Origin of the sequence: Mesorhizobium yinganensis (assembly GCF_040081985.1) — a bacterium.
GTDB classification, from domain to species: domain Bacteria; phylum Pseudomonadota; class Alphaproteobacteria; order Rhizobiales; family Rhizobiaceae; genus Kumtagia; species Kumtagia yinganensis.
Genome location: NZ_JBEBMH010000019.1, coordinates 1 through 12,831 on the forward strand (window position 1 = coordinate 1; position 12,831 = coordinate 12,831).

A 12,831-nucleotide genomic window follows, 5' to 3' on the forward strand; every position below is an offset into this window, starting at 1 on the left:
CTCGATCGCCTAACTCACCATTGCCATATCCTGGAGACCGGAAACGACAGCTTCCGCTTCAGGAACAGTTCGGCAAAACCCGTCAAACCCGCGAAGGAGAAAACCAAAAACTTGACCCCGACCTGACCCAGACCCATCATCCACCCGGGTCAGTTCTCAGTGGAAACCCCGGGTCAGTTCTTCGCGGAAATCAACATGCGGGGCTCGGCGCGGGCATGGAAGACGCCGACATGCTCGTAATTGTAGCCGGCGAGCAGGCCCTGCATCTCGGCATCGGCTCCTGGCGCGTCACCGATCAGCACGCCGTGCTCGGCCGCGACGATCGCACCGATCCGCTCGATCGCGGGGACGGGCAGTTCGAAGATGTCGCGGGAACCGCCAAGAAATATCATCGCCATGGTCGCTCTCCTTTCTCTCAAATCAACCGCGCCGACCCGGCTCTCCTCTCACTCTCCCGCGCGAGGGATCGTCACCGAAGGCCGAGACGGCGGAGCCGGCTCGGGGAGCGGCGGCACGCCGCGACTAGAGCCCGGCCGGCCGCAGGCCGGTGCGCCCGGACCGGTCAGAGGACAATCGAGCCGCTCGCGTACCTGAGCCACCTGCCGACCGGCCTCCGCGCTGAATTCGGCAGGCCGGAACGGAAGGGTGCACAAGAAGATCCCGACCGCGGACGGTCGGGTTCTTCGACGTGGCAAAGGGAAGGGACGCTCACGCGCCACCATCCGTGAACCGCCAGACCGGGATGCCGAGGCGGCGGGCCTTATCGGCGAGGTTCTCGGTGATGCCGGAGCCGGGGAAGACGATCAAGCCGTAGGGCATCACCGAAAGCAGTTGGTCGTTGCGGCGGAACGGGGCGGCCTTAGCGCGCCGGTTCCAGTCCGGCTTGAAGGCGATCTGCGTGACCTTGCGGTTTTCAGCCCAGCACGCTGCAATGCGTTCGGCTCCGCGCGGGCTGCCGCCGTGCAGCAGGACCATGTCGGTGTGCTTCTCGCGGGCCTTGTCGAGCGCGTCCCAGATCCGGTCATGATCGTTGCATTCAAGACCACCGGCGAAGGCGATCTTGGTGCCGGCCGGGACCAGCACCTCGGTTTCGGCGCGGCGTCGTGCTGCGAGGAAGTCTCGGCTGTCGATCACTGCCGCGGTCATCGCCTGATGGGAGACCTTGGAGCCGGTGCGCGGCCGCCATGCCGAGCCGGTCTCCGCCTCGTAGAGGTCGGCCGCCTCGTCGCGCATGATTTCGAGGACATTGCGGCGCTCGATGTAGGTGATGCCCTCGGCCGTGAGCCGTTCCAGCTCGACGGACTTGACCTCGGAACCGTCTTGTTCGCCTTGGCTCGAGCGCTGGGCGTTCTCGTTACGGTCCAGGCTGCGGGCGACGCGCTCGGCGGCGCGGTGGAAAACGTTGGTGAAGGACCAGAGCAGGTCGTCGAGGTCGGGTTCGAGCCTGGTGTCGCCGAGCATGCCGCCGAAGGTCTCGACGATCCCGGCGAGACCAGCCCGGATCACCTCGTCGTCGGGCAGCGGCCGGGGATCGGGCTCGTCCTGATGCGGACGATGGCCGTACATCTGTAGTTCTAGGATGACGCGGTCGGTCGGCGAGGAGGCGTGATAGGGCTCGTAGGCGTCGTCGAAAGGAAGCTCGTAGGTCATGGCGTGTCTCCGTCGGTTGGGGCCGCGCCTATCGCGGCCTGACAGCGATGCCCGGCCGCGCCCCGGGCGCGGCCGCACCGAAGGCCGAAGCGAAGCGGAGGACGGCGCAGCCGTTGCGGCCGTGGCCGGGGGGTGGCAGGGATCGCCTCTCAGGCAGGCCGCGGGAACGGCCTCTCCGATGGACTGCCGCCATGCCTGCAGGATTCCCAGTGACGCTGCCCTGCCCGCCTGCCGGCCTGGGCCGCTCATCCGGACGACAGGAAGCGACGGGCATCCTCAGCGACGAGCTGATCGCGGAGCCATGCCGCGAGATGAGTGGGGCCGAGATGGCGCAGATCGTCGTTGAAGTCGCCAAGCTGCGGCTGCAGTGACAGAGCGAGGATTCCGGCCGCGCCTGCGCGCTGGCCGAGACGCTCGATGCCATGCCGGCCGGCGGCGTCCGCATCGGCGGCGATGTAGGGCCGGCGGACCGGGCAGATTTCTGAGCAGTGGTTGAGACGGAGATCGAAGCAGCGCGCCCTGCGGATCGAGTTGCCATCTGCTTGGCAGCATTGCGCAGCACGCCGTTCGACAAGGCCCCGATCGAATCCGGAAAGCCCCGTGGTGTCCGAGGCGGCAGGTCGGAGATCCAGGAAAGCAGCGTCTCGAGATTTCCGGCCTTGCCCGGCGACGGGACGAAGCTGAACGGATCCGACGCTGGCGTCTTGTCGATGACGGTGAGGCGGGTCTCGGCGGTGGTGCCGTGGCGGGCATAGACGCGGCCGTCGATCGCTGCGGTGAAGACCACCCTGCCCTGCTGCTGCAGCCGCTCGAAGGCGGACCGCCATTTGGGGTTTTCGGGCGACAGCCCGGTGCCTGTGATGCCGACTAGACGGCCGCCGGCGCTCAGGCGTGCGAATGCGGAGGAAAGGTGGCGCCAAGCCGCGTCGGCGACACGACCATCGACATAGGCGCCCACGGTGAACGGAGGGTTCATCAGCACGACGGACGGCTTGATCGCGGGGTCGAGATGGTCGTCGATATGGGCGGCGTCGTGCCGGGAGACGGGAATGTTGGGAAAGAGGAGGCCGAGCATATCGGCGCGGGTCGCCGCAAGCTCGTTGAGCGCTATTGATGCGCGAGCGATCTCGGCATGAAGGGCGAGAAGGCCGGTGCCGGCCGAAGGTTCGAGAACGAGATCCGAAGACACGATCGCGGCGGCGTGAGCAGTGACGAAGGCGAGCGGCAGCGGCGTCGATAGCTGCTGCATGGCCTGGCTCTCGTCGGAGCGACGCGTGTGGGTCGGAACGAGATCGGCGATGCGCTTGATCATCGCCAGTGTCGCCGCAGGCGATGTCGACCGGGACAGGATCGCCGGTCCGAAGCGGCGCAGAAACAGGATCTGGACGGCTTCGAGCGCCTCATAGGCGTCCTTCCAGACCCAGAAACCTTGCGCATCCGTACCGCCAAAGCTGTCGGTCATGGCGACGCGCAGTGCGGCGGTGGTGACGGACTTACCCTGTTCCAGGAAGGGCAGAAGCTGGATGGCCGCCTGGTGGATAGTCTGGGCGCCATCGAGGGTATTGGATGCTGCCGCGGCAAGGGGAGTGGCCGTCCGCGCGACGGCCGGTGTGGGCGTGACAATGTTCATGGAGATGTCCTTCGAGCGAGAGTGTATCTGCCCTCCGGCACACTCTCTGCGCCGGCCGGGCCGCACTCCTCGCGGCCCCGCTCTCCCTCCAGCATCGCGGAAGAAAGAACCCAACGTTTCTCAACCCGCACTTGTCCGGTGCCTACCTCCGGCCGAGAAGTGCCCTCGTTTGGTCGTAGGATCGTATGCGCCATTCACTGACAGCAGACGAAATTGGTGCCCCCACTTGAGGATGCGGAGGTCAGATGCCCGTCGAGATCAACTCCGGAGCGTTGCGGATCGGAATTTTGATCTTTGATGCGCGGCTTTCGCGGCAGATGCGTCCGATACGGCAGCGAACTTTGGAAAACCTCACCTTATTAAATATACTAATTCCATAGACATTACTCGCATCCAGCTCGGCAATCGGAGAAGCATGTGGCGTTCGCGCAGAATGACTCTATCGGGAGCAACCGTCGCCATCCTGCTCCGAGAGCGCCTGGGGCCGCACCCACGATATACCTGTCGCGTGTCGCTCTGCGCAGATTTCCGTGGTCTATTGTCCGCCGTAGCATTACACCGATCCTGCTTATCGCGATCTGGCAATATGCGAGCCTCGCCGGCTGGGTCGATCCGTCTGTCCTCGCGCCGCCGTCGCAGGTCTGGGCGACCTTCGTCGACCTATCGCGTACCGGCGAAATCCTGACCCATGTCTTCACCTCGCTGCAGCGCGTCCTGCTCGGGCTGGCGATCGGCGGATCGGTCGCGGTCGTGCTCGGCGTTGTCTCGGGTCTCTCCCGCTTCGGCGAGGAAGCAATCGACCCGCCATTGCAGATGATACGCGCCATGCCGTCGCTGGGCACCGCGCCGCTGCTGGTCATCTGGCTCGGTATCGACGAGGGCGTGAAGGTCGGGCTGGTGGCGATCGGCGTGGTATTTCCGCTGTACATCAATCTCTACAAGGGTATTCGCGGCATCGATCCGCGCTTCGCCGAACTCGCCCGGATGTGCGGCGCCAGCCGGCGGGAACTGCTTTCGCGGGTGATCCTGCCGGGCGCGCTGCCGTCGGCGCTGGTCGGCCTGCGGCTTTCGCTCGGCATCGCCTGGCTCAGCCTCGTCATCGGCGAAGGCATCAACGCTCAGGGCGGCATCGGCTACCTCGTTGCGCAAGGCCGCAATGCGCTCCAGACCGACTGGATCATCCTCGGCCTCGTCCTCTACGCCATCCTCGGCCTGCTGATGGAGGCGCTGGTGCGCCTGCTGGAAAAGCGCCTGCTGCCGTGGAACCGGAGTTTCCTGAAATGACCGCCGTGGCAAGGCATACGGCGGTCGAGCGCGAGGCGCCGGCGCTTAGCGCCGCCGCCGTGCGCAAGGATTTCGGCGAGCGTACCGTGCTCGACGGCGTCAGTCTTTCCGTGCCGCGTGGCCGGATCCTTGCCATCGTCGGCGAATCCGGCTGCGGCAAGAGCACGCTTCTGCGGCTCTTCGCGGGTCTGGAGACCGTCACCTCGGGTTCCGTCGGCGTCGACGGCAACGTCTCCATCGCCTTCCAGGATTCACGCCTGCTGCCTTGGCTAAAGGTCTGGGAGAACGTCGCCTTCGGTCTTCCCGTATCCGGTGCGGAACGGCGCGCCAAGGCGCTCGCGGTTCTGGAAGAGGTCGGGCTGCGCCGGCTCTCGGAAGCGTGGCCGGCCACCTTGTCCGGCGGCGAGGGGCAGCGCGTGGCGCTTGCCCGCGCCCTGATCCGCGACCCTTCTGTGCTGCTGCTGGACGAGCCGTTCGGCGCACTCGACGCGCTGACCCGTATCCGTATGCACGCTCTGCTGCTCGGCCTTTGGAAAAAGCACGGCTTCACGGTGGCGCTCGTGACCCACGACGTCGACGAGGCGTTGACCCTCGCCGACAGCGTCGTCGTGCTCGGCAGTGGCAGGGTGCTGGACCAGTTCGACATCCCGGCGTCGCGGCCGCGCAACCGGCTGGACGCAACCTTCGGACGGCAGCGCGAGCGTGTGCTCGGTCGGCTCGGCGTCCCCTCACTCTGATCCCGAATTTGAAAGGACCTGATATGACTGTTTCCGCTCGCCGCACGCCCAGACGCCGCATGCTTACCGGCATCGCCGGCGCCATCGCGGCCTTGACGATCAGTTCCTCGGCTTTTGCCGAAGATGTCGTGCTCAAGGTCGGCGTTCCGCAGGCTTTCGGCTATTTCGCGGCGCTCTGGCAGAAGGATGTGCAACTGCCAGGCGTCAAGGTCGAGTACAAATACTTCCCCAACAGCGCCGACCTGAACGATGCGATCCTCGCCGGCGCCGTCGATATCGAGGACCAGGGCGAGATCGGGCCGATCCAGATGGCGGCCAACGGCTCGAAGAACAAGGTGGTCGCCTGCACCGGGTCGAACGGTCACAACACCAACCTGATCGTGCGGCCGGAAGTCCAGGCCAAGAGCTTCGCCGACCTGAAGGGCAAGCGCATCGCCTATGCCCAGAATAACAACCACAAGCTGTTCGTCGTGCATCTCCAGAAGGCGCACGACTTGAAGGACGAGGATTTCACTTCGGTGAACATCTTTGGAGCAGAAGCCGTGTCGGCCTTTGTCACCGGACAGGTCGATGCGACCTCCCAGAACTCGCCGACCGCCGCGCAGATACTGGAGAAGGTACCCGGCAGCTATGTGCTGGCGCGCGGCGACCAGTACGACATCAGCAACCTCTATTGCATCTTCGCCACGCCCGGCGCGGTCGAGACGAAGGCCGAGGCGATCCGCGCCTTTATCCGCGAATACGAGAAGACCATCAAATGGGCGAAGGCCAATCCGGACGAGTACGTGAAGCTGGTCGCGCCCAAGCTCGGCGTCTCCGAGAACGCGGTCCGCACCGCGCTCGACAACAATTCGGACGGGCTCGCGGTCATCGATGACGCCTTCCTCGCGGCCAAGCAAGCCTATGCGGACGAGATCTTCGAGACAGGCATTATCCGCAAGAAGCTCGATGTGCGTGACCTGTTTCTGACCGACTTCAACGACGCCATCGCGGCGCCGGTCGCGCCGCAGGTGAACCAGTGAGCCCAGCGCACAACGCCGTGCGGTTCGGTGTCTGGGCGCCGCACCACGGCTTCTTCGGGGCGGACAGCCACCCCGAAGATTTGCCGGACGCCAGCTACCACCACAACCGCGAGGTCGTGGTGGAGGCGGAGAAGCTTGGCTTCGACGCAACGCTGATCGCGCAGCACACGATCAGTCCGCGCGATCCGGAAGCGGACGTGCTCGAGGCGTGGACGGCGTCCGCGGGCATCGCGGAGGCGACCAGCCGGATCGAGATCATCGCTGCAATCAAGCCCTACCTCTACAATCCGGGCATTCTGGCGAAACTGGCGACCGGCATCGACCAGATTAGCCGCGGCCGGTTTGGCATCAATCTGGTCAGCGGCTGGTTCGTGCCGGAGATGAAGCAGCTCGGACTGCCGATCCTCGACCACGACACCCGCTACGACTATTCGGCCGAGTGGCTGCAGATCGTACGTGGCCTGCTAGCTGGCGAGACGGTCAGCCGCGGCGGCGACTTTGTCGGTGTCGACGGCCTGATCCTCCGGCCCCGGCCGCAGAGAGCGGGCGGCGTGCCAGTCTATTTCGGCGGCGAGTCCGAGCCCGCGCGCGTTCTGGCGGCCGAGCAGGCCGACGTCTACTTCATCAACGGCCGCAACCTGGCCGACACGACCGCGCTGATCGCTGACCTGCTGTCGCGGTCGCGGACCAAGGCGCCGCTGCGCTTCGCGCTCTCGGCCTTCGTCATCGCCCGCGAAACGGAAGCCGCGGCCAAGGCCGAGTTCGAGCACCTGCTGTCACTGGTCGCCCGCAACAACACCGGGCGGCTCAAGGCCGGCACGGATTCAGCGGTGCAGATGATGAAAGTCAACGCGGGCGTGCCGGTGGTAGGCACCAATGGTGGGACCAATGCCGGACTGGTCGGCAGCTACGACCAGGTGGCGGAGCGCATCATCGCCTTCCGCGCGGCGGGCATCGACCTGTTCATGCTGCAGTTCCAGCCGCTGCTCACCGAGATGCGGCGTTTTGCCGAGCACGTCATTCCCCGTGTGCGCGAACGCGAAACGGCGCAGTTGGAGGCGGCGGAATGAACGTCCGTCCGTCCCCGCTGCACCGCGCAGCGCATGTTGTCGCCTCGGAGGCCGAGGCGATCGACATCGCCAAGGCCTATGCCGACCGCATCCGTCCAGGCGCGTCGGCGCGGGATTCGGAGCGGAGGCGTCCCGTCGCCGAGATCGAGGACCTGCGCGCGACCGGACTGCTTGGCATCACCGTCCCGCGCGCCTTCGGCGGGCCCGAAACGTCGATCCGGACGCTGGTCGAGGTGTTCCGCATCATCTCGGCGGCGGATCCTGCGATCGGGCAGATCCCGCAGAACCATTTCTCACATCTGGAGAATGTTCGGGTGCTCGGCACGCCGGAGCAGCAGAAATTCTTTTACGGTGGCGTGCTGGCCGGGCAGCTCTGGGGCAATGCACTGTCGGAGCGCGGCACGCCAAAGGGCGGCTACGCCAACATGAAGACGCGAATCCTGACGCGGCCCGACGGCAGCCAAGCGCTGACCGGGCGCAAGTTCTACACGACCGGCGCGCTGTTCGCGCAATGGCTGCCGGTCGCCGCGCTCGACGAGCAGGGCCGCGCCCATATGGTCATGGTGGAGCGCCACGCGCCGGGCGTCGACATCATCGACGACTGGAACTCGATGGGCCAGCGGGGCACCGCCAGCGGCACCGCAATCTTCGACGACGTGACGGTGACCGCGCGCGACATCGTACCGATCTGGCAATACGATTCCCGCCCGACGACCAGGCTCGCGTTTGGGCAGATCATGCATGTCGCGGTCGACATCGGCATCGCCCAGGAAGCACTGGCGGACACCACGGCCTATGTACGGGAGCGCTCTCGGCCCTGGTATGGGGCGGACCTCGAACGGGCGGGCGACGATCCGCACATCATCCGCCGTGTCGGCGAGCTGTTCGTCGAGATCGAGGCGGCGCATGCGCTGCTGCTGCACGCAGCCGACACATTCGATCGCGTTCTGGCTGCGCCATTGGACGAGGCCGCGACGATACGGCTTGCGATCCTTGTCGCCGCCGCCAAGGCAGCCGCGTCGGCCGTGTGCGTCAAGGTGGCGAACGATCTCTTTGCGCTCGCCGGCACCAGCGCGGCGGACGAGAAGTGGAATCTCGACCGCCATTGGCGCAACGCCCGCACCCATACGCTCCACGATCCGGAGGTGTGGAAATACCACTACATCGGCGATTTCGTCCTCAACGGCCGCACGCCGCCCCGCCAAGCCCTCATCGTCTAGGAAAGGACCTTGCCATGAACATCGCCACGCCCATCGGTTCGCGCCAGTCGGCCGCCGAGCAGACTTCACAGGACGTCTGGTACACCGTCTGCCCGGTTCCCTCGGCCGCCAGCATCGCTCTCGCCCGCGGCGACTACGAGCAGGAGTTCCAGGGCTCCGACGTCACGCTGCACTCGATCCGCTCGCACCCCGATCGCAAGGTGCGCGAGGCGCATTACGACCAGTCGCATCCGAATCTGTTCCGCGAGGGCGGCAACATTCCGCCGATCACGTCGAAGTCGAAAGGGCAGAATCTCCGCGTCATCGGCCTGTCCTGGATCGAGCACTATTCGTCGGTTCTTGCGCTGCCGGGGTCGGGCATCAAGACGGCGGCGGACCTGAAGGGCAAGCGCCTCGGCCTGATCAAGCGGCCGAACGATCCGGTCGATTTTCCGCGCGCCACGGCACTGCGCGGCTACGTCACGGCGCTAGAAAGCGTCGGGCTCGGCTATGAGGACGTGACCTTTGTCGACATCGTCTTGGACGAGCCGCTGGTCGGCAAGCCGCCGGAAGCCGGCGCGCTCAGCAGTTCGTATTTTTCGGCCCGCGTTACGCGCAAGCGGCAAGGCCCGGAACTGCGCGCACTGCTGACAGGCGAGGTGGACGCGATCTACCAGTCGAGCCAGGGCGTGGAACTGGCGACCCTGCTCGACGCGCATGTCGTCGCGGATGTCAGTGCCTACACGGACAAGAAAAGCTGCATCAACAATCTGGCCCCGGTCGCCTTCACCGTGCGCGGCGAATTGCTCGACAGCCGGCCGGACGTGGTGGCGCGCTACCTGGCCCGGGCGATCAAGACGGCGCGCTGGGCGGCCGCCAATCCGTCGGACGCGAAACGCCAGATCGCGCGCGACTCGAGCATCGCCGAGGAATGGGTCGATGCCGCCTATTCACCGCAGGTGGCCAGCGTGCTGGAGCCCAGCCTGACGCCGGAACTGATCGGCCTGCTGGAAGACCAGAAGAACTTCCTGCTGAAATACGGCTTCATCCCGAATGATTTCAGCGTGCCGGATTGGATCGCCCATGAACCGCTCGCCGAGGCCCGCCGCCTCGCGGACGAGGCGAAGTAGCAGACATGCAGGCTGGCGAGACACGCGGCATACTATCGGCCGATGGGCTCGCGGGCCTGTTCTTCCTTACGCTCGGGCTGTTCTTCCTGTTCCATTCCTTCGGCTACGGGATGGGTAGCCTGCGCGATATCGGGCCGGGATTCTTCCCGGCGCTGGCCGGCGGGATTCTGGCCGTGCTGGGCGCGGCCGTCATCGCCCGTGGTTTCGTCGCGCCAGTATCGGCCGGGACCATCGCCTGGCGGCCGCTGATCGGCGCGCTGGCGCCGGTGGTCCTGTTCGCGGTCTCGTTGAAGACGCTCGGGCTGGCGCTGGCGGCATTTCTGCTGGTTGGCGTCTCGCTGGCGCTGACCCGCCAGGCCCCGCTGCGGCAGGCATTTGCTGCGTCGCTTGTTCTGGCTGCCTTCGCCGTCGGCACCTTTGGATACGCCTTGCAGATCCCTCTCAAGCTGTGGCCTTGGTGATGGATTTCTCAGCTATCCAGGGACTTTGGGGCGGCCTCGAGGTTGCGATCCAGCCCGTCAATTTGCTGCTCTGCTTCGTCGGCGTGGTGCTCGGCACGCTGGTCGGTGTGCTGCCGGGCGTCGGCCCGGTGGTGACGATTTCGCTGCTGCTGCCGCTGACCTTCGGCCTCGATCCGGTCGCGGCGCTGATCATGCTGGCCGGCATCTACTACGGCGCCCAGTATGGCGGCTCCACCACCGCGATCCTGCTCAAGCTGCCGGGCGAGACGTCGGCGGTGCTGACTTGCCTCGACGGCCACGAGATGGCCAAGCAGGGCCGTGCCGCGTCGGCGCTTGGCATCTCGGCGATCGGTTCCTTCGTCGCGGGCATCTTCGGCACGCTGGTCGTGGTGATGCTGGCGCCAGTGCTCGTCTCGGTCGCGCTGAAATTCGGTCCCGCCGACTATTTCTCGCTGATGTTCGTCGGTCTGATCGCGTCGGTGTTGGTCTGCCAGGGCGGCATGCTGAAGGCGGTCGCGATGATCTTTGTCGGGCTGCTGCTCGGCATCGTCGGCACCGACGTCTACACCGGCATCGCGCGCTTCAGCTTCGGCCAGCCGGAACTGCGCGACGGTGTCAATTTCGTCGTCGTCGCGATGGGCCTGTTCGGCTTCGGCGAAATCATCGCCAATCTCGAGCAGGGCACAGTCGATGGCAAGCTGGCGCAGAAGGTGCGCAACGCGTTCCCGACGCGGCAGGATCTGCGCCAGTCCTGGAAGCCGATCCTGCGCGGCACGGGCATTGGCGCGGCGCTTGGCGTGCTGCCGGGTGCAGGCGCTGCGGTCGGCGCGTTCGCCGCCTACGCGTTCGAGAAGAAGATCTCGCGCACGCCGCAGCGCTTCGGCCACGGCGCCATCGAAGGCGTCGTTGCGCCCGAGGCCGCCAACAACGCCGCCGCCCAGACCAATTTCATTCCGCTGCTGACGCTCGGCCTGCCGTCCGGCGCGGTAATGGCGCTGATGGCGGGCGCGATGATGATCCACGGCATTGCGCCCGGGCCAGACGTGATGACGACGCGGCCGGAGCTGTTCTGGGGCCTGATCGCTTCGATGCTGATCGGCAACGTGCTGCTGCTGTTCCTCAACCTCAACCTGATCCGCGTCTGGGTTCGCGTGCTGCAGGTGCCTTACGCGCTGCTGTTCCCGCTCATCCTGCTGCTCTGCTCCATTGGCATCTACAGCCTGAACAACAGCGTGTTCGACGTCGGGCTGACCGCGCTGTTCGGCGTCCTTGGGTACTTCTTCATCAAGACGGGCTGCGAGCCGGCGCCGCTGCTGATGGGCTTCATCCTCGGCCCGATGATGGAGGAGTATCTCCGCCGCGCGCTCGTGCTGTCGCATGGCGACGTGACCGTCTTCGTCACCCATCCTATCAGCGCGACGCTGCTTGGCGTCGCGGTGCTGATTATCACGACGCTGGTCTGGCGGCCTGCCGCCACCGTTTTCCGCAAGGCGTCCGGCGCGGCGCCCGCGCAACCCACAACCTCAATCCCCGCTGACACAGGAGCATGATCCCATGAACCTCAAACTGACCACGCTTGCACTGGCCCTCACCACCGTCCTCGCAGCGCCCATGGCGGCACACGCCGAGTTCCCTGAAAAGCCGATCACCATCATCATCCAGGCCGCGCCCGGGGGCAGTCCAGACATCCTCGCCCGCATCATCGGCAAATACATGAGCGAGCGCGTCGGCCAGCCGGTTATCGTCGAGAACAAGCCAGGCGGCGCCGGCAACATCGCAGCCGAACTGGTGGCGAACGCCGCACCCGACGGCTACACGCTGCTCGGCACCAGCGACTCGCTGTCGATCAACCAGACGCTGTTCACGGATCTGCCGTTCCATGCCGAGACGAGCTTTGCGCCAGTGATCCAGGCGATCTCCGCGCCGCAGGTCCTCGCGGTGAACGAGGACATTCCGGCGAACAATCTGCAGGAATTCCTGGCGCTGGCGAAGAGCAAGCCGGGCGAAGTCTCGCTGGCGTCGCCGGCCATCGGGACGACCGGCCAACTGGGCGTGCTGCTGCTGGAGAACATCACCGGCATCGACGTGACGCCGGCGGTCTACAAGAGCGCGCAGCCGGCGTTGACCGACGTGCTGGGCAAGCATGCGGACGGCATCATCGTGACGCTGGCGCCGGCGCTGCCGCACATCAAGAGCGGCAAGCTGAAGGCGCTGGCCGTCTCGCCGTCGGAACGCAGCGCCGCACTCCCCGACGTGCCGACCTTCGTTGAGCAGGGCGTGCCCGAGTTCAACTTCACCTCGTGGCAGGGTTTTGTCGCGCCCGCCGGGACGCCCGCCGACGTGATCGCCAAGCTCAACACCGAAATCAACGCCGTAATCGCCGATCCGGCGGCTCGCGCGCAATTGATCGAGCAGGCCTTCGAGCCTGTCGGCGGCACGCCGGAGGAACTGGGCGAGGTCATCAAATCGGGCATCACGCGCTGGGCCGAAGTGATCAAGGCGAACAACATCCCGCCGGTGAACTGACGCTCCCGACAGCGGAAACAGCCTCGGCGACCCGGACCAATCGAGTTGCCGAGGCGGCTGTGTGCGACATCTCCGCGAGAGCGAACAAGTTTCCACGCGTGCCGCCAACATTAGGCTGCCTT

13 protein-coding genes and 1 pseudogene are annotated in these 12,831 nt (G+C 65.9%); 11 read left to right on the top strand and 3 right to left on the bottom strand.

The features are described 5' to 3' along the window. On the top strand, positions 1-126 hold a 126-nt coding region (locus ABMA59_RS25980; RefSeq protein WP_349008371.1), incomplete at its 5' end, for an ATP-binding protein. 47 nt (positions 127-173) lie between these two features. Here the strand turns inward: ABMA59_RS25980 and ABMA59_RS25985 are convergent. From ABMA59_RS25985 to ABMA59_RS25995, 3 genes and pseudogenes are all read right to left on the bottom strand, one after another. Next, positions 174-398, bottom strand: a complete 225-nt coding sequence (locus tag ABMA59_RS25985) for a hypothetical protein (RefSeq protein WP_349008290.1) — start codon at positions 396-398, stop codon at positions 174-176. 310 nt (positions 399-708) lie between these two features. Beyond that, complete coding sequence (locus ABMA59_RS25990) at positions 709-1,650, bottom strand: DUF2493 domain-containing protein (protein WP_349008291.1); 942 nt, start codon at positions 1,648-1,650, stop codon at positions 709-711. A gap of 245 nt (positions 1,651-1,895) precedes the next feature. Continuing rightward, positions 1,896-2,117, bottom strand: a pseudogene (locus tag ABMA59_RS25995) (toprim domain-containing protein); the annotation flags it as partial. 443 nt (positions 2,118-2,560) lie between these two features. Here ABMA59_RS25995 and ABMA59_RS37295 point away from each other — a divergent pair. The 10 genes from ABMA59_RS37295 to ABMA59_RS26045 all read left to right on the top strand — a co-directional run bounded on the left by ABMA59_RS37295 (position 2,561) and on the right by ABMA59_RS26045 (position 12,709). Beyond that, on the top strand, positions 2,561-2,764 hold the full coding sequence (locus tag ABMA59_RS37295; RefSeq protein WP_425475987.1) for a hypothetical protein: 204 nt from the start codon (positions 2,561-2,563) through the stop codon (positions 2,762-2,764). Between the two features lie 933 nt (positions 2,765-3,697). Then, positions 3,698-4,564 (top strand): ABC transporter permease, encoded by an 867-nt coding sequence (locus ABMA59_RS26005; protein ID WP_349008292.1) that lies wholly within the window; start codon positions 3,698-3,700, stop codon positions 4,562-4,564. Further along, positions 4,561-5,301: an ABC transporter ATP-binding protein gene (locus ABMA59_RS26010; protein ID WP_349008293.1), complete on the top strand. Its 741-nt coding sequence runs from the start codon at positions 4,561-4,563 to the stop codon at positions 5,299-5,301. Before ABMA59_RS26005 ends, ABMA59_RS26010 begins: the two co-directional genes overlap by 4 nt. 23 nt (positions 5,302-5,324) lie before the next feature. After that, a complete protein-coding gene (locus ABMA59_RS26015; RefSeq protein WP_349008294.1) occupies positions 5,325-6,323 on the top strand; it encodes an ABC transporter substrate-binding protein in 999 nt (332 codons plus the stop codon). Then, on the top strand, positions 6,320-7,393 hold the full coding sequence (locus ABMA59_RS26020; RefSeq protein ID WP_349008295.1) for an LLM class flavin-dependent oxidoreductase: 1,074 nt from the start codon (positions 6,320-6,322) through the stop codon (positions 7,391-7,393). Before ABMA59_RS26015 ends, ABMA59_RS26020 begins: the two co-directional genes overlap by 4 nt. Continuing rightward, complete coding sequence (locus ABMA59_RS26025; RefSeq protein ID WP_349008296.1) at positions 7,390-8,613, top strand: SfnB family sulfur acquisition oxidoreductase; 1,224 nt, start codon at positions 7,390-7,392, stop codon at positions 8,611-8,613. The genes ABMA59_RS26020 and ABMA59_RS26025 overlap by 4 nt, the downstream gene beginning before the upstream one ends. Positions 8,614-8,627: 14 nt before the next feature. Then, the gene (locus ABMA59_RS26030; protein WP_349008297.1) at positions 8,628-9,722 is read left to right on the top strand and encodes an ABC transporter substrate-binding protein; all 1,095 of its coding nucleotides are present in this window, start codon (positions 8,628-8,630) and stop codon (positions 9,720-9,722) included. 5 nt (positions 9,723-9,727) lie between these two features. Beyond that, positions 9,728-10,183 (top strand): tripartite tricarboxylate transporter TctB family protein, encoded by a 456-nt coding sequence (locus tag ABMA59_RS26035; protein WP_349008298.1) that lies wholly within the window; start codon positions 9,728-9,730, stop codon positions 10,181-10,183. After that, entirely contained in the window at positions 10,183-11,733 is a 1,551-nt protein-coding gene (locus tag ABMA59_RS26040; RefSeq protein ID WP_349008299.1) for a tripartite tricarboxylate transporter permease, read from the top strand. The genes ABMA59_RS26035 and ABMA59_RS26040 overlap by 1 nt, the downstream gene beginning before the upstream one ends. Before the next feature lie 4 nt (positions 11,734-11,737). Continuing rightward, positions 11,738-12,709: a Bug family tripartite tricarboxylate transporter substrate binding protein gene (locus tag ABMA59_RS26045; RefSeq protein WP_349008300.1), complete on the top strand. Its 972-nt coding sequence runs from the start codon at positions 11,738-11,740 to the stop codon at positions 12,707-12,709. The last annotated feature ends 122 nt before the right edge of the window (positions 12,710-12,831 follow it).

What these genes read in the sequence shown, in the direction of transcription:
- ABMA59_RS25985 (WP_349008290.1), bottom strand. Translation starts at nt 398, where the DNA reads ATGGCGATGATATTTCTTGGCGGTTCCCGCGACATCTTCGAACTGCCC.
- ABMA59_RS25990 (WP_349008291.1), bottom strand. Translation starts at nt 1,650, where the DNA reads ATGACCTACGAGCTTCCTTTCGACGACGCCTACGAGCCCTATCACGCC.
- ABMA59_RS26010 (WP_349008293.1), top strand. Translation starts at nt 4,561, where the DNA reads ATGACCGCCGTGGCAAGGCATACGGCGGTCGAGCGCGAGGCGCCGGCG.
- ABMA59_RS26015 (WP_349008294.1), top strand. Translation starts at nt 5,325, where the DNA reads ATGACTGTTTCCGCTCGCCGCACGCCCAGACGCCGCATGCTTACCGGC.
- ABMA59_RS26025 (WP_349008296.1), top strand. Translation starts at nt 7,390, where the DNA reads ATGAACGTCCGTCCGTCCCCGCTGCACCGCGCAGCGCATGTTGTCGCC.
- ABMA59_RS26030 (WP_349008297.1), top strand. Translation starts at nt 8,628, where the DNA reads ATGAACATCGCCACGCCCATCGGTTCGCGCCAGTCGGCCGCCGAGCAG.
- ABMA59_RS26035 (WP_349008298.1), top strand. Translation starts at nt 9,728, where the DNA reads ATGCAGGCTGGCGAGACACGCGGCATACTATCGGCCGATGGGCTCGCG.
- ABMA59_RS26040 (WP_349008299.1), top strand. Translation starts at nt 10,183, where the DNA reads ATGGATTTCTCAGCTATCCAGGGACTTTGGGGCGGCCTCGAGGTTGCG.
- ABMA59_RS26045 (WP_349008300.1), top strand. Translation starts at nt 11,738, where the DNA reads ATGAACCTCAAACTGACCACGCTTGCACTGGCCCTCACCACCGTCCTC.